Origin of the sequence: Corynebacterium sp., from assembly GCF_030538285.1 — a bacterium.
GTDB lineage: Bacteria > Actinomycetota > Actinomycetes > Mycobacteriales > Mycobacteriaceae > Corynebacterium.
The window spans coordinates 31068-46536 of sequence record NZ_JAUNUG010000022.1 but is presented as its reverse complement, the minus strand read 5'-3'; the positions used below and the strand labels follow the sequence as shown (position 1 = coordinate 46536).

The 15469-nt window shown below is 66.9% G+C and carries 14 protein-coding genes; 9 read left to right on the top strand and 5 right to left on the bottom strand.

Translation table 11 applies throughout. The features are described 5' to 3' along the window. The 3 genes from Q4G50_RS08790 to Q4G50_RS08780 form a co-directional block, all read right to left on the bottom strand. Nucleotides 1-1496 (bottom strand): (Fe-S)-binding protein (locus tag Q4G50_RS08790; RefSeq protein ID WP_303377283.1); only part of this gene is annotated, 1496 nt, incomplete at its 3' end. A 488-nt stretch (nt 1497-1984) separates the two neighbouring features. Next, nucleotides 1985-2413, bottom strand: a complete 429-nt coding sequence (locus Q4G50_RS08785) for a pyrimidine dimer DNA glycosylase/endonuclease V (protein ID WP_303377282.1) — start codon at nt 2411-2413, stop codon at nt 1985-1987. Between the two features lie 479 nt (nt 2414-2892). Then, nucleotides 2893-4293 carry an FAD-dependent oxidoreductase gene (locus tag Q4G50_RS08780; RefSeq protein WP_303377281.1) on the bottom strand — a complete coding sequence of 467 codons (1401 nt, stop codon included), beginning with the start codon at nt 4291-4293 and terminating at the stop codon, nt 2893-2895. 327 nt (nt 4294-4620) lie between these two features. On the opposite strand from Q4G50_RS08780, the gene Q4G50_RS08775 reads away from it, so the two are divergent. From Q4G50_RS08775 to Q4G50_RS08745, 7 genes are read left to right on the top strand one after another with little or no spacing between them, the layout of a single operon-like run. Beyond that, entirely contained in the window at nt 4621-6294 is a 1674-nt protein-coding gene (locus tag Q4G50_RS08775; RefSeq protein ID WP_303377280.1) for a nitrite/sulfite reductase, read from the top strand. Next, nucleotides 6291-6539 carry a hypothetical protein gene (locus Q4G50_RS08770; RefSeq protein WP_303377279.1) on the top strand — a complete coding sequence of 83 codons (249 nt, stop codon included), beginning with the start codon at nt 6291-6293 and terminating at the stop codon, nt 6537-6539. The genes Q4G50_RS08775 and Q4G50_RS08770 overlap by 4 nt, the downstream gene beginning before the upstream one ends. Beyond that, complete coding sequence (locus Q4G50_RS08765; RefSeq protein ID WP_303377278.1) at nt 6536-7300, top strand: phosphoadenylyl-sulfate reductase; 765 nt, start codon at nt 6536-6538, stop codon at nt 7298-7300. Before Q4G50_RS08770 ends, Q4G50_RS08765 begins: the two co-directional genes overlap by 4 nt. Beyond that, on the top strand, nt 7297-8211 hold the full coding sequence (gene cysD, locus Q4G50_RS08760) for a sulfate adenylyltransferase subunit CysD (RefSeq protein WP_303377277.1): 915 nt from the start codon (nt 7297-7299) through the stop codon (nt 8209-8211). Before Q4G50_RS08765 ends, cysD begins: the two co-directional genes overlap by 4 nt. Then, on the top strand, nt 8211-9479 hold the full coding sequence (locus tag Q4G50_RS08755; protein WP_303377276.1) for a sulfate adenylyltransferase subunit 1: 1269 nt from the start codon (nt 8211-8213) through the stop codon (nt 9477-9479). Before cysD ends, Q4G50_RS08755 begins: the two co-directional genes overlap by 1 nt. Continuing rightward, nucleotides 9479-10114, top strand: coding sequence for a sirohydrochlorin chelatase (locus tag Q4G50_RS08750; RefSeq protein ID WP_303377275.1), 636 nt, complete (start codon nt 9479-9481; stop codon nt 10112-10114). The genes Q4G50_RS08755 and Q4G50_RS08750 overlap by 1 nt, the downstream gene beginning before the upstream one ends. A 9-nt stretch (nt 10115-10123) precedes the next feature. Further along, entirely contained in the window at nt 10124-11032 is a 909-nt protein-coding gene (locus Q4G50_RS08745; RefSeq protein ID WP_303377274.1) for a sulfite exporter TauE/SafE family protein, read from the top strand. 1 nt (nt 11033) lies between these two features. Here Q4G50_RS08745 and cobA read toward each other — a convergent pair whose 3' ends face one another. After that, on the bottom strand, nt 11034-11762 hold the full coding sequence (gene cobA, locus Q4G50_RS08740) for a uroporphyrinogen-III C-methyltransferase (protein ID WP_303377273.1): 729 nt from the start codon (nt 11760-11762) through the stop codon (nt 11034-11036). After that, nucleotides 11759-12229, bottom strand: a complete 471-nt coding sequence (locus tag Q4G50_RS08735) for a hypothetical protein (RefSeq protein WP_303377272.1) — start codon at nt 12227-12229, stop codon at nt 11759-11761. Before Q4G50_RS08735 ends, cobA begins: the two co-directional genes overlap by 4 nt. A gap of 124 nt (nt 12230-12353) precedes the next feature. Here Q4G50_RS08735 and Q4G50_RS08730 point away from each other — a divergent pair, with 124 nt between their 5' ends. Both Q4G50_RS08730 and Q4G50_RS08725 read left to right on the top strand, forming a co-directional pair. After that, a complete protein-coding gene (locus Q4G50_RS08730) occupies nt 12354-13952 on the top strand; it encodes an AbgT family transporter (protein WP_303377271.1) in 1599 nt (532 codons plus the stop codon). Between the two features lie 16 nt (nt 13953-13968). Further along, nucleotides 13969-15333 carry a M20 family metallopeptidase gene (locus Q4G50_RS08725; RefSeq protein ID WP_303377270.1) on the top strand — a complete coding sequence of 455 codons (1365 nt, stop codon included), beginning with the start codon at nt 13969-13971 and terminating at the stop codon, nt 15331-15333. Nucleotides 15334-15469: the final 136 nt, after the last annotated feature.

The following is a 15469-nucleotide window of genomic DNA, read 5'->3' as shown; positions in this document are numbered from 1 at the left end:
TTACCCGCGCGGCGGGCGGGGTCACCGGTGCAGGTCTCGCCGGTGGACAGGACCGCGAATTTCACGCCCGCGGTATGCAGCAGCTCCACGACCGCGCGGGTGGTGCGCACCCCGTCCTCATCGAAGGCGCCAGCGCAGCCGACCCAGAAAAGGTACTCGGTGTCCGACAGGTCATCGATGTCATCACCGACGACGGGGATGGGGATGCCGTCGGCGCGCGCCGCATCCACCCAGGACGCGCGCTCGGCCTTGTTGCGACCCCACGGGTTGCCCTTGGACTCGAGGTTCTTGAACAGGCCGGTGAGCTCGGAGGGGAACTCCGAATCGGCGAGCACCCGGAAACGACGCAGGTCAGCGACGTGGTCGAGATGCTCAATGTCCACCGGGCACTGGTCGACGCAGGCACCGCAGTTGGTACAGGCCCACAGCACATCGTCGGAAATGACGTTGGCCATGCTCAGCACATCCTGCCCCGCGTGCGGGTTGAACGCCGCGTCGCGGATATCAGTCATGAGCAGCTTCGGGTTGAGCGGCTTGCCGGTGTTCCAGGCGGGGCACAGATCCTGGCAGCGACCGCAGTCGGTGCAGGTGGCGGTGTCGAGAAGCATCTTCCACGAGGCATCACCCAGCTTGCCGACGCCCAGCGTATCCTCCTCCTCCGTATTCTCCAGCGTGAGCATCTTCCCGCCCGAGGTCATCGGCTTGAGGCGGCCGGTGGCCTTGCGGCCGTCCGGGTTCGTCTGGAAGTAGATGTTGAAATAGGACAGGAAGCGGTGCCAGCCCACACCCCAGTCGAGGTTGCGGGCCATGAGCAGCAGGAACGCCATGCCGCCGAGCAGCTTGAGCAGCGCAAACCCCGACACCATCACCGGCGAGGCCGGCAGTAGGTTCGCCAGGTGCAGGGACACAAAGTCCGCCACCGGGTGGCCGCCCCCGAACGTGGCGATCTTGCCCGCCTTCACCAGCAGCATGCCCAGGCCCTCAAGCAGCACAATCGTCTCGATCGCGCGGGCCGCCGTGTGATTCGAGCCGAAGAAACGCGAAGCTCGGGAATCAGTTCCCTGCCGCAGCCGGATGACAATCAGCGCGACAATGCCAGCGATCGTGCCGACCGCCAGCACCTCCTCCACAAACCGGTACACACCCCACGACCCCAACCACGGCCACCCGCCCGCCGGATTGAACGTCTGGATGTACGCCTCAAACCACACCAGCACACCAAAGAGGAAACCGACCATGACCAGCCAGTGCGCCACATTGACCACCGGGCGACCCTTGAAATGCGTGTGCCCGAACACCTCGATGACCACGCGCGACAGACGCTGCCACGGGCTATTCGTTCGCCACCCGGCCGGCAGCGGCTGGCCTGTGCGCACAAAGCTGAACATCTTCCAGCCCGCGCGCAGAAACAGCAGCCACGCCGGAAGTGAGAGAACGAGGCCGATGACGCCCAACGCGATCGTGCTGGAGGAGGTGGCCTGATCAACCGGAATCATGTGCCTAGTCTAAAGGGAGGGGCTGACACGTCCTGCTTCGCCGCTTATCGACGCCGCGGTGCTCACCGTCTAGCCCGCAGCTCACACGGTGGATCGGTGGGGTGGGGGAGGGGTGAAAGAATTGTGTTAGCGGTGGCAGGAGCATCGAGTGGGTGATGAGTATAGAACATACTGTCGGGGCAGTGGCCGCAGCATGTTCGCTAACGGTCGTATCCTCCCGCGTACATACCAAGGACTGTTAAGGGAAAACTTTGACTCGCACTCGGCGGCAGAAGCGACTGGCGAAACTCCGGCAGGAGGAGAAGGCCCGTCTACCCGAATATGCGGAGTGTCCGACTCCGCTCAAGCGCAAGTACACCAATAGGGATGAAGCGGATCGCGCATTAGGGTTGGCGTGGCGGAAGCGGGGGTCATCACAGCTGCCTTTGCGGGTGTACAGGTGCGAGTGCGGGGCGTGGCATTTGACGAAGATGCCGAAGTAATGGGATCTACACCCGTTCCCAGTCCTCAACTGGGCCGGGGATGATCCGGAACAGCGGGTGCGGTTCTATTTCTTCGGGTGATGGTAGATCGACCACCCGCTCGGGAGCTCGCTGCACCAGCTTGTCCCGCAGATGGGCCAGCTCATGGGCGAGTTGCCCGTAGGTGACGTCGATAAGCGACACCTTGCCTCGGCGCAGAATCTTGCCCGCATCGAAGTTGTACCCACGAGCCACGGAATCCTCGTGGAGACCCTGCAGGTAGACACTGACGGCGAGGAGCGGATCCTCGTGAGCACGGAAACGGGTCAGCTGCGGATGATTCCGATAACCTCGAGTGTTTCCGGTGAGAACCTTCTGAGCGAGCAGTGTCTCCCGCCAGCACGCCACCAAACCCTTCTGATCCAGATAGCGGGGATGCAGCGACCACAATCTCATCCCGCGAGGTTACCTCACTGCGGGCGCGCTCCTCGGGAGGTTGGCGGGAGTCTCCCACTTCCCCTTGAAAGCACCTATCCCCGGCCGCTTTCATGAGCGGGGCCGGGGACAGGTGTCTTGGGGTGAGGAATAAAGAAGGCGGGCAGACTGTGGGTCTGCCCGCCTCCGGGAAACTACATTGCCGACATGATCCAGATGATCAGGGCGATGATCGCCAGGATGCCGACGATGGTCCAGATGAGTCCGCTTCCGCGCATGGTGTTTCTCCTTTTTATGTTTTGCTGTTGAACTTTCCGTACTTAAGGGTAACAGCCATCACATCAACAGTGCCGAATTTGAAGGGGTGCGCAGCGATAACAATTTGCTAACCTCGCCATTGTCGCAGGTCAGCGCGGCGCTAGAGGAAGAGTGAATCATGCAGATTCGCGCATGTGGCGGCTTGGGTGGGCGCCGATCAGCGTCCTTTCGGGCACATATCTCTACACGCGGGCCGGTGCCAGGTGGGCGTGCGAGACCATGTCCTCCCATTCGACGATCTTGCGGCGTTCGCGGCCTTCGATGCCGGATTCTTCGCCCAGGCGGCGCTCCTCGGCGTCCAGTCGGAGCCAGCCCTCCCAGGTGGTGACGGGGATGCCGCGGGCGTCGAGAAGCTGGAGAATGGCGTCGGCCGACTCGGTGGGTGCGGTGAGGTGACCGGCGGCGGCATCGGCCAGCAGAAGGTCGGTGGTCTCCTTGGCGTCGGACTTGGTGTTGCCGATCAGGCCGATCGGGCCGCGCTTGACCCAACCGGTGGTATACAGGCCGGAAACCGCGGTGCCAGCGTTGTGGAGAACGCGGCCGCCGTCATTGGGGATGACGTGCTCGGCGTGGTTGAACGGCACACCGGCGACCGGCTCGGAGCGGTAGCCGACGGCGCGGTAGATGGCCTGGACCGGCCAGTCAGTGAAGGTGCCAGTGCCGCGGACGTGGCCGGAGCCGTCGAGTTCCGTGCGTTCGGTACGCAGGCCGACGACGCGGCCTTCGTGGGTGAGGATCTCCACCGGCGATTCGAAAAGATGGATTTGGAGGGTATGCGGGGCGGGTTTCGGCTCACGGATGGCGTAGCCCTCGAGGATCTGGCAGACCAGATCCTGGGACTTGGAACTGCTGCGTGCCTGGATGCTGGCCTCGTCATAGTCGATGTCCTCCGGATCGACGACGACGTTGACGGTGGGGGAGTGGTCGAGCTCCTTGAGCTCCTGCGGGGTGAACTTTGCCTGGGCGGGGCCCCGGCGTCCGAAGACGTGGACCTCGGTGGCCTGGTTGGTGCGCAGCGTCTCGTAGACGTTCTCCGGGATCTCCGTGACGTTGAGTTCCTCGGCGGTCTTCGCCAGCACACGGGCGACGTCGAGGCCGACGTTGCCCACGCCGATGACGGCCACGGACTGTGCAGAGAGGTCCCATGTGCGGGGGAAGTCCGGGTTGCCGTCGTAGAAGCCCACGAAGTCGGCCGCGCCGTAGGAGCCTTCGGCGTCGGCACCCGGGATGTCCAGGTCCCGGTCCTGGTCGGCGCCGGTGGCGAACACGATGGCGTCGTAATGCTCCTGCAGCTCCTCGACCGTGACGTCCTTGCCGATCTCGATGTTGCCCAGGAAGCGGATCTCCGGGCGGTCGAGGACCTTGTGCAGCGAGGTGACGATGCCCTTGATGCGCGGATGATCAGGGGCGACACCGTAGCGGATGAGGCCGAAGGGGGCGGGCAGCCTTTCGATGAGGTCGATGTGGATCTCGCGACCGATCGATGTGGCGTTCTTCGACAGCAGATCGGAGGCGTAGATGCCGGCGGGGCCGGCGCCGATGACGGCGACGCGGAGGGCGGTCTCAGGGGTGGGATGGCTCATGGTGACCTTTCGGGTTGGTTCCTAGACTGACTGGTCTGTGAAACTAGCAGGGATCCGGAGAAATGCAACGAATCCGCTTTCTTTCATTCATCCCTGGCTTGGAGAAAAAGAGGAAAACAATTCAATTCAATGAATGAAAAGCGAACATAAATGCTGTTTGCAGCGCCGATGGGCTTTTCGTAGGTACCCCTTACAGGCGTGGCCGTTGTGGTGAACCAAGTTGTCTGCTTGACTGCCTGTCAATCGCTCTGAAGGGCGGAGTGCGGGACGTTGATAAGCGCACTGCTAACAAATTGAGTAGACAGATCGGTATATAGGGAGCATCTCATGACAACGGCCACCACCACGCGCCGCCAGCGGGTCCGCAAGCCGGAAGGCCAGTGGAAAATTGACGGCACCGCGCCCCTCAACCACGTCGAGGAGGTCAAACAGGACGGTGAGGTCCTCGACGTTTACCACCGCGTGATCGACATCTACTCGAAGCAGGGATTCGACTCGATCCCCGCCGACGACATCGCCCCCCGCTTCAAATGGCTCGGCCTGTACACCCAGCGCCGACAGGACCTCGGCGGGGAACTGACCGGCCAGGTGCCCGACGCCGAGCTCCAGGACAAGTACTTCATGATGCGCGTGCGTTTCGACGGCGGCCTGGTCACCCCCGAGCGTCTCCGCGCCGTCGGTGAGATCTCCCGCGACTACGCCCGCTCCACCGCCGACTTCACCGACCGCCAGAACATCCAGCTGCACTGGCTGCGGATCGAGGACATTCCGGCGATCTGGGAAAAGCTAGACACCGTGGGACTGAGCCCCCTGCTGGGCTGCGGCGACGTGCCGCGCATCATCCTCGGCTCCCCGGTGGCGGGCGTTGCCGCGGAGGAGATCATCGACGCCACCCCGGCCATCGAGCGCATTCAGCGCGAGCACCTGCCCAACCCCGAATTCCACAACCTGCCGCGCAAGTTCAAGTCCGCCATCTCCGGGCACTCGCGCCAGGACGTCACCCACGAAATCCAGGACGTCGCCTTCATCGGTTCCGTCCACCCAGAGCACGGACCCGGTTTCGAGTGCTTCGTCGGCGGTGGCCTGTCCACCAACCCGATGCTCGCGCAATCCCTCGGTGCGTGGATCCCGCTCGATGAGGTCCCGGACGTGTGGGCCGGTGTGGCCCGCATCTTCCGCGACTACGGTTATCGACGCCTGCGCAACCGGGCGCGGCTGAAGTTCCTCGTGGCGGAATGGGGAGTGGAGAAGTTCCGGGAGGTGCTGGAAACCGAGTACCTCGGGCACCAGCTTATCGACGGCCCGCACCAGCCCATCAACCCCGGTTACCGCGACCACATCGGCATCCACCCGCAGAAGGACGGCAAGTTCTATCTCGGCGTTAAACCCACCGTCGGTCACACGACAGGTGAGCAGCTCATCGCCATCGCCGATGTCGCCGAGCGCTTCGGCATCACCCGCATCCGCACCACCGCGGAAAAGGAGCTGCTCTTCCTCGACGTCGAACGCAGCGACTTAGCCGACCTGGCCGCTGCCCTCGACGAGACCGGCCTCTACTCGAAGCCCAGCGAATGGCGCCGCAACATCATCTCGTGCACCGGCCTGGAGTTCTGCAAACTGGCCCACGCCACCACCAAGTCCCGTGCCGTCGAGCTCGTCGACGAACTCGAGGAACGCATCGGCGACATCGATGTCCCCGTCCGCATCGCCCTCAACGGCTGCCCCAACTCCTGCGCCCGCACCCAGGTCGCGGACATCGGCTTCAAGGGGCAGACCGTCACTGACGCCGAGGGCAACCGCGTCGAAGGTTTCCAGGTCCACCTCGGCGGCTCCATGAACATCGGCGCCAACTTCGGCCGCAAGCTGCGCGGACACAAGGTCCTGGCCACCGAGGTCGGCGACTACGTCACCCGCGTGGTCACCCACTTCAAGGAGCAGCGCACCGCAGGTGAGACCTTCCAGGAATGGGTGCAGCGCGCCGCCGAGGAGGACCTGACGTGAGTTTCCGCCGTGCCCCCAACCCCAACCGCAACCACCCGCTGCACTGCCCGTACTGCGCCGGCGAGGAACTCTTCCCCGACGAAGCCGACGACTTCGCCTGGCTGTGCCGTGACTGCACCCGCGTCTTCTCCGTCCGCTACCACGGCCAGGACGACCCCGAGCACCGCCCCGCCCCCGCCCCCTCCACCAGCGAGGCTATCCAGGCCTCCCTGCACCGACACGGCCACCAGGAGGTGACCCGATGAACCTGCTCAACCTCGACGCCCGCGACCCGCAGCTCAGCCCACCAGGCCCCACCACCACCGGTGACCTGCCGGAGGAAGTGCGGGAGGAGAATGCGCGGCTCGTCGATAAGCATGCCGCGGAGCTGTACGACGCACCCGCCGCCACCATCCTCGCCTGGGCCCGGGAGCACGCGCCCGGCGCGATCGCGGTGACCCTGTCCATGGAGAACACCGTCCTCGCTGAACTCGCCGCGTGGCACCTGCCCGAGGCTGACCTGCTCTTCCTGGACACCGGCTACCACTTCCCGGAGACCCTCGACGTCGCGGCCGCCGTCGACGCCCGCTACCCGCAGACCCTGGTCACCGCCCGGCCGACGCTCACCCGCGGCGAGCAGGACGCGACCTACGGCGCGAACCTCTACCGGAACAATCCGGCCGCGTGCTGTCGCATGCGCAAGGTCGAACCCCTGGCCGTGAACCTCACCCCCTACGCGGGGTGGGTCACCGGGCTGCGGCGCGCCGACGGCCCGACGCGCGCCAACGCCCCGGCACTGAGCCTCGACGCGACCGGCCGCCTGAAAATCTCCCCGCTGGTCACCTGGTCGATGGAGGACACCGAACGGTTCATCGACGAACGCGACCTCATCATCCACCCCCTCACCCGGCAGGGCTACCCCTCCATCGGGTGCGCCACCTGCACACTCCCCGTCGCCGACGGGGAGGATCCCCGCGCCGGCCGTTGGGCCGGTCAGAACAAGACAGAATGCGGACTTCACTCATGACCACAGCCATTTCCACCCGACTCTCCCCACACCTGCAGGACCTGGAAAACGAGTCCATCCACATCCTCCGCGAGGTCGCGGGCCAGTTCGACAAGATCGGGCTGCTGTTCTCCGGGGGCAAGGACTCCGTCGTCGTCTTCGAACTCGCCCGCCGTGCCTTCGCTCCGGCGGCCGTCCCCTTCGAACTGCTCCACGTCGACACCGGCCACAACTTCCCCGAGGTGATCGACTTCCGCGACCGCCTCGTCGAGCGCACCGGTGCCCGGCTGCGCGTGGCCCACGTCCAGGACTGGATTGACCGCGGTGACCTCGTCGAACGCCCCGACGGCACGCGTAACCCGCTGCAGACCGTCCCGCTCGTGGAGACCATCGCCGAACAGGGGTACACGGCCGTGCTCGGCGGTGCCCGCCGCGATGAGGAACGCGCCCGCGCCAAGGAACGCGTCTTCTCCGTGCGTGACTCCTTCGGCGGCTGGGATCCGCGCCGCCAGCGACCCGAGCTGTGGCACCTCTACAACGGTGGCCACCTGCCGGGCGAGAACATCCGCGTGTTCCCCATCTCCAACTGGACGGAGGCCGACATCTGGGAGTACATCGGCGCCCGCGGCATCGAACTGCCCTCCATCTACTTCGCCCATGACCGCGAGGTTTTCGAGCGTGACGGCATGTGGCTGACCGCCGGCGACTGGGGCGAGCCCCGCTCCGGTGAGCAGCCCGAGATCCGGCGGGTGCGCTACCGCACCGTTGGCGACATGTCCTGCACCGGCGCGGTGCTCTCGGAGGCCTCCACCATCGACGAGGTCATCGCCGAGATCGCCACCTCCACCCTCACCGAACGCGGCGCCACCCGCGCCGACGACCGTCTCAGCGAGTCCGCCATGGAGGACCGCAAGAAGGAAGGCTACTTCTGATGACCACCGCCACCATCCTGCGCACCCGAGAAACGCTGCGCCTGTGCACCGCCGGCTCCGTCGACGACGGCAAGTCCACCCTCGTGGGCCGCCTCCTCCACGACACCCGCTCTGTCCTGGCCGACACCCTCGCCTCCGTGGAACGCACCTCCGCCGACCGCGGCTTCGCGGGTCTGGATCTCTCCCTGCTGGTCGACGGCCTGCGCGCCGAACGCGAACAGGGCATCACCATCGACGTCGCCTACCGCTACTTCGCCACCGACCGCCGTACCTTCATCCTCGCCGACACCCCCGGTCACGTGCAGTACACCCGCAACACCGTCACCGGTGTCTCCACGTCCCAGGTGGTTGTCCTGCTGGTCGACGCCCGCCACGGCGTCGTCGAGCAGACCCGCCGCCACCTCACCGTCGCGGCCCTGCTCGGAGTGCGCTCCGTTCTCCTGGCCGTCAACAAGATCGACCTCGTCGACTGGTCCGAGGAGGTCTTCCGGGGTATCGAGTCGGAGTTCCGCTCCCTGGCGGAAGACGTCGGTGTCGAGGACGCCCACGTCATCCCCGTCTCCGCTCTGCTCGGCGACAACGTCGTTGAACCCTCCTCCCACATGCCCTGGTACACCGGACCCACTGTCCTCGAGCTGCTCGAGAGCATCGACGTCCACCGCGGACGCGCCCATGACCTGGGCTTCCGCCTGCCCATCCAGTACGTCATCCGCGAGCACTCCACGGACTACCGCGGCTATGCCGGGCGTATCGACGCCGGCACCGTCGCCGTTGGCGACACCGTCCACCTCCCCGAGGGCCGAACCAGCACTATCACCCACATCGACACCGCCGACGGCCCGGTGGAGCAGGCCGCCACCGGGGACTCCGTGGTCCTGCGCCTGGCCGATGACATCGACCTCATTCGTGGCGACCTCATCGCCGGCGGGGACCGCCCGGAATCGGCCCGCTCCTTCGACGCCACCATCGTCGGCCTTTCTGAACGGAGCCTGCGCCCCGGGGATCCCGTGAAGGTGCGCTACGGCACTTCGCTCGTGCGCGGCCGGGTGACCTCGGTCGACCGGGTCCTCGATATCGACGGTCTCTCCGACGACATTGCCCCCGCCGCCTGCGGACTCAACGACATCGCCCACGTGCGTATCGACGTCGCCGCCGACCTCCCCGTCGAGCCCTACGCCGCCCGCGGCGCCGTCGGCTCCTTCCTGCTCATCAACCAGGCCAGCGGCGACACCCTCGCCGCCGGGCTGGTCGGCCACCGCCTGCGCTGATGACCGCCCTGCTCACCCTCTCCCACGGCTCCCGCCACCCGCGCGCCGCCGCCGGCATCGACCGACTCACCGCGGTCGCGGGGGAGAGGCTGGGCGTCACCGCCCGCGCCGCCCACCTGGAATTCAATTCCCCCTCGCTTATCGACGCCGCCGCCTCACTCGCCGCGGCAGGCCACCGTCGCGCCGTGGTCGTGCCGCTGCTGTTCACGGATGGCTTCCATGCGCGTCACGATGTTCCCGCTGCCCTGCAGGCGGCACAGGAGTTAAGCGGGCTCGACCTACTTCCGGCGCGCGGCCTGGGCACCGGCGAGGACATCGCAGAGGTCCTGGCGGCCCACACCCGCCCCGCGCCGGGTCGCAGCCTCACCCTCGCGCACGTCGGATCCTCCGATCCGACGGCGGAAGAGGCAGTAGGGGCGTTGGCCCAGCGTGTGGCCGCCCGCCTCGGACGGCAGGTGGGGGTGCGCCGGGCGACGGGTGACGTGACCTACGGGGAGACCCACCTCATCCCGCTGTTCGTCACCGAGGCCCTGCTCCTCGACCGCTTGCTCACCCCCGGCGTCAGCGCCGACCCGCCGCTCGGCGCCGCGCTGGCCGACATCGTCGCCGCGCGCTACCGCGCTGCCCTCACCTAGGACCCCACCATGACCACACTTTTGCTCATCGCCCTTGCGGGACTGGCCGCGCAACTTGTCGACGGTGGCCTCGGGATGGGCTTCGGCGTCACCTCCACCACCATCCTCATCGCCCTGGCCGGACTCGGTCCCGCGCAGGCCAGCGCCGTCGTGCACACTGCCGAACTGGGCACCACTCTGGCGTCCGGCTTCTCCCACTGGCGCTTCGGCAACGTCGACTGGAAAGTCGTCCGCCGCCTGGCCATCCCCGGTGCCATCGGCGCCTTCGCCGGCGCAACCGTGCTCTCCAATCTGTCGACGGAGGCCGCTGTCCCGCTCACCGCCACAATCCTCAGCCTCATCGGTGTCAACCTCGTGTGGCGTTTCTCCCGCGGCCGCGTCCGCCGCGGATCGGGGGGTGAGCACTCCCGGGGATTCCTCGGCGGGCTCGGCCTGTTCGGCGGTTTCATCGACGCCTCCGGCGGCGGTGGGTGGGGGCCGGTGACCACCTCGACCCTCCTGACGCTGGGGCGGACGGAGCCGCGCCGCATTGTCGGCACCGTCAATACGGCGGAGTTCCTGGTCACCGCGGCCGCCACCCTCGGATTTGTCTTCGGACTGTGGGATGATCTGGTGGCCAACCTCGCCGCGGTCGCGGCACTGCTGATCGGCGGCGTCATCGCCGCGCCGCTGGCTGCCTGGCTGGTCACCCGCACTAACCCGACGGTGCTCGGCGGGGTGGTGGGAACCCTGCTCGTGGCGATCAACCTGCCGAAGGTTCTGCCCGTCGGCGGGGTCGGGGTGCTCCTGGTGGTGCTCGTCGGTCTGGCACTGTCCTTCGTGGGGTACCGGCGTGCCGCCCAGGCGCGGGCCGCTCAAGGCGAGCCGGTCACGGGCTCGAGCAGTGAACCTCAGGGGCAGCAGGTGCGGGTGCGGTAACTCACAGCCCGGCGACGTCGCCGATGACGTAAACCGCCGGGGAGGAGATGCCATGCTCTTCCATCGTCCGGGCCAGGGTGCCCAGGGTGCAGCGGACGCTGCGCTGCTGATCGGTGGTGCCCTCCTGGATGACGGCGGCTGGGGTCAGCGGGGGCAGCCCGGCGTCGAGAAGCGCCTGCGTGATCGCGGCGACATGCTTGACACCCATGATCACAGATATCGTGCCTCCCGCCCGGGCCAGGGACGGCCAGTCGACGAGCGAATTGGGATGTCCCGGGGGCAGGTGGCCGGAGACAACCGTGAAGGAGTGGACCACGCCCCGCTGGGTGACGGGGATGCCCACCGCGGCGGGCACGGAGATCGCGCTGGTCACCCCGGGGATGACGGCGCAGGGGATCGCGTGTTCCCGGCAGGCCTCCACTTCCTCGTGGCCACGGCCGAAGACATAGGGGTCGCCGCCTTTAAGGCGCACGACATGGCGGCCGGCCTGGGCGTGCTCGATGAGGAGACGGTTGGTCTCCTCCTGCGCGACCTGGCGGCCGTAGGGGAGTTTAGAGACGTCGATGACGGTCTTGTCTGCGGTGTCGCAGAGTTGTCCGAGCTCGTCGGTGGGGCCGAGGTGGTCGGTGAGGATGACGTCAGCGTCCTGCAGGGCACGCATGCCGCGCAGGGTGATGAGGTCCCAGGCGCCGGGGCCACCGCCGACGAGGGTGACGTGGCCGGTGCTCACATGCACACCGGGACGCCGCGGGAGGACAGCTCGACTGCGGCCCAGTCGGTGCTTTCGGTGGCACCTGCGGTCCAGCCCTGCCAGGAGGTGACGGCGACGCCGCGGGCGTCGAGAAGCTCTAAGAGGCGCGGCGGGGTGTCCTGCGGGCGCTCGGGGAACACGGCGGCGGTGATCTCGGCGGAGGCGAGCGCCGCGGCGGGGGCCATGTCGGGGGTGACGACGGCGTCGTAAAGCTCGTGGAGCTCGTCGATGTGCACGTCGACGCCGACGCGCACGTTGCCAATCAGGCGCAGGCGCGGGGCCTGGTCGCCGACCGGTGTGGAGTGCAAGAGTCCGGCGGGGGCCGTGCGCGCGGTGATGAGGTCGACATAAACGGGCGCGGCGAGCAGGCTTTCGGCGAGGCACATGCCGGCAGCTCCGTCGCTGATGACTGCGATGCGCAGGGGCCGCTGGGTGGATGCGGGCATGGTCTCTTCCTTTCGCTAGACTGAACTGTCTACAAACAATAGTACAGAGCGGTCTATTTGGCAATGGGTGCATTCATCCAAAAGGTGCATGCGCTGGAATGTGACTTGTGCAACATTGGGAGGTATGACCACAAAGACCAGCGACAAGAAGCAGGGCGGGATCGGCGACCGGATACTTACCGGCATCGAGACCCTCGGCAACAAGCTGCCCGAGCCCTTCACCCTCTTCCTCGGGCTTTTCCTCATCACCGGCGTCGCCTCCACCATCATGGCGCTGCAGAACATCCAGGTCGCGGTGCCCGGCTCCGATGAGGACCTCATCATCCGCGGTCTGTTCACCGGCGAAGGCCTGACCTGGCTGACCACCACCATGGGCGCCAACTACATCGGCTTCCCACCCCTGGTCACTGTCCTGCCGATCCTGCTGGCCACCGGCGTCGCGGAACGCACAGGCATGCTCTCCGCGCTGATCCGTAAGCTCTTCGGCTCGGCGAAGAAATGGATCCTGCCTTACGCGGTCGGCATCGTCGGCGTCACGGCCTCAATCATGGCCGACGCCGCCTTCGTCGTCGTCCCGCCCCTGGCCGCCATGGTGTTCAAGGCCGCCGGCCGCCACCCCGTCGCCGGACTGCTCGGCGGTTTCGCGGCGGTGGGCGCCGGCTACTCCACCGCACTGGTCCCCACCAGCCTCGACGCGCTGTTCGCGGGCATCACCAACGCCGTCATGGAATCCCTGCCCGGGATCGCCACCACCGAGGTCAACCCGGTCTCCAACTACTACTTCAACATCGTCTCCGCCATCGCCCTCGGCCTCATCGCCGGTTTCGTCACCGACCGGGTCCTCGAACCGCGCATGGTCCGCCAGGAGATCCCCACAGAAGAAACGCTGGCCGACGGCGAAGACGCCGCCACCCGCGGCGACCGCGACGCCGAGGGCAACGAGCTCTCCGCCACCCTCAGTAAGCAGGAAACCAAGGGCCTGTGGGCCTCGCTGGTCGCCGCACTCTTCCTCACGGTGATATTCCTCTGGGCCTTCCTCATCCCCAACTCCCCGTGGCGCAATGAGGAAGGCGGCTTCCTCCCGCAGTCGCCGCTGCTGCAGTCGATCGTGTTCATCGTCTTCGCCTACTTCATGGTGCTCGGCATTGTCTACGGCCTGTTCGTGGGCACCGTGACATCCGTCGCCGACATCGTCGAGATGATGGGCCTGGCCCTCAAAGACATGATGAGCTTTTTGGTCCTGGCGTTCATCCTCGGCCAGTTCGTCGCCCTGTTCGCCTGGACCGGCATCGGCACGTGGACCGCAGTCAAGGGCGCGGCCTTCCTCGAATCCGTCGGGCTCACCGGCTTCGGCGCGATCCTCGCCTTCATCATCCTGGCGTCCCTGCTCAACCTGCTCATCATCTCCGGCTCCGCGATGTGGACCCTCATGGCCGCCGTCTTCGTGCCCATGTTCGCCCTCATCGGCTTCGAGCCCGCCTTCACGCAGGCCGCCTTCCGCGTCGGCGACTCCGCCACCCAGGTGATCACCCCGCTCAACCCCTACATGATCGTCATCCTCGGGCTGCTGCGCCGCTACGAACCCGACGCCGGCCTGGGCACCCTCATGTCCCGCCTGTTGCCGTACGTCATCCCGTTCTGGGTGGCCTGGGCTTCCCTCCTCGGCGTCTGGTACTTCCTTGACCTGCCGCTCGGCCCGGGCGCGCAGATCTTCCTCAACTAGGTAGCGTGGGATAACGATGACTTCTGGCGACACCACCACTCCGTCCACCGCTTTCCTCGACCACGCCGCCGCCGGCATCACCGCCCGCATGGCGGAGGTCGCCGAGGCTGCGACCACGGCCCAACCCCTGCTTCTCGACGCTTACCCCAGGCAAGATGAAGCGTGGAGGGCGGCGTCGATAAGCGCGGAAGCACTGGAGCCGACACTCACTGACCTGCTGTGCAACCTGCACGCCCACCCCGAGCTGGCCTTTGAGGAGGTGCACGCGCAGGCGACGCTGAGCGCGGTACTGGAGGCACGCGGTTGTCGCGTCGAGCAGGGCTCCCATGATGTCGGCACCGCGCTGCGCACCGAATGGACCTCGCTGGGGTATCGCGCGGGTGCGCACCGCACCGTCGCGATCATGGCCGAATACGACGCCCTGCCCGGCATCGGCCACGCCTGCGGACACAACATCATCGCCGCCGCCGGTGTCGGCGGCTTCCTCGCGGCCATCGACGCCGCGCAGGCCGCCGGTATCGACGGCCGCCTCGTGCTCCTCGGCACGCCCGCCGAAGAGGGGCACTCCGGCAAGGAATACATGATCCGCGGGGGCATGCTCGACGACATCGACATCGCCATCATGGTCCACCCCTTCGGCTACGACATCTCCAGCCACTACTGGCTCGGCCGCCGCACCCTGCACGCCACCTTCCGCGGCGTGGCGGCGCATGCCAGCTCCCAGCCATTCATGGGACGCAACGCCCTCGACGCCGCGACGCTCGCCTACCAGGCGATGGGCCTGCTGCGGCAGCAGATGGCGCCCTCGGACCGGCTGCACGCCGTGATCACCGACGGCGGGCAACGCCCCAGCGTCATCCCCGAACAAGCATCGCTGGACATCTACGTGCGCTCCCTGCTCACCGACTCGCTCGTCGACCTATCCGCGCGTGTCGACGACATCCTCGACGGCGCCGCCCTCATGACCGGCTGCCAGGTGGACAAGACCTGGGACGTACATCCCGCGACGTTGCCCATCCGCAACAACGAGGTGCTCGCCGAACGGTGGACGCGCACGCAGGCGCTGCGCGGGCGCATGGTGGTGCCGGCGGGCGTGGTGCCGGATTCCTTGGCGGCGTCGACCGACTTCGGCAACGTCTCGCAACTGGTGCCGGGCATCCACCCGATGGTGAAGGTCTCGCCGCCCGACGTCGCGCTGCACACCGCGGCGTTTGCCTCGTGGGCGGCGGGTGAGGAGGCCACCCGCGCGGCCGTGGATTCGGCCGCCGGGTTGGCGCAGGTCGCCGTCGATGTGCTTGCCGACGACGTGCTCGCCGCCGCGGCCGTCGCCGAGTTCGAGGCGGCCGGCGGGCGTTTCAGCGTGGCGGAGGAGCTGGGGTAGGGCTCGCCGGGGCCGAACCTCAGTTCTTACAGGGGCTAAGAGTACTTCTGGGTGGTTTGAACCACCGGTAAGTACGCATAGCCCCTGAAAGAGCTGTGACATAATTCCTGCCCCGGATTTTTCCCGAGCGGAGGGA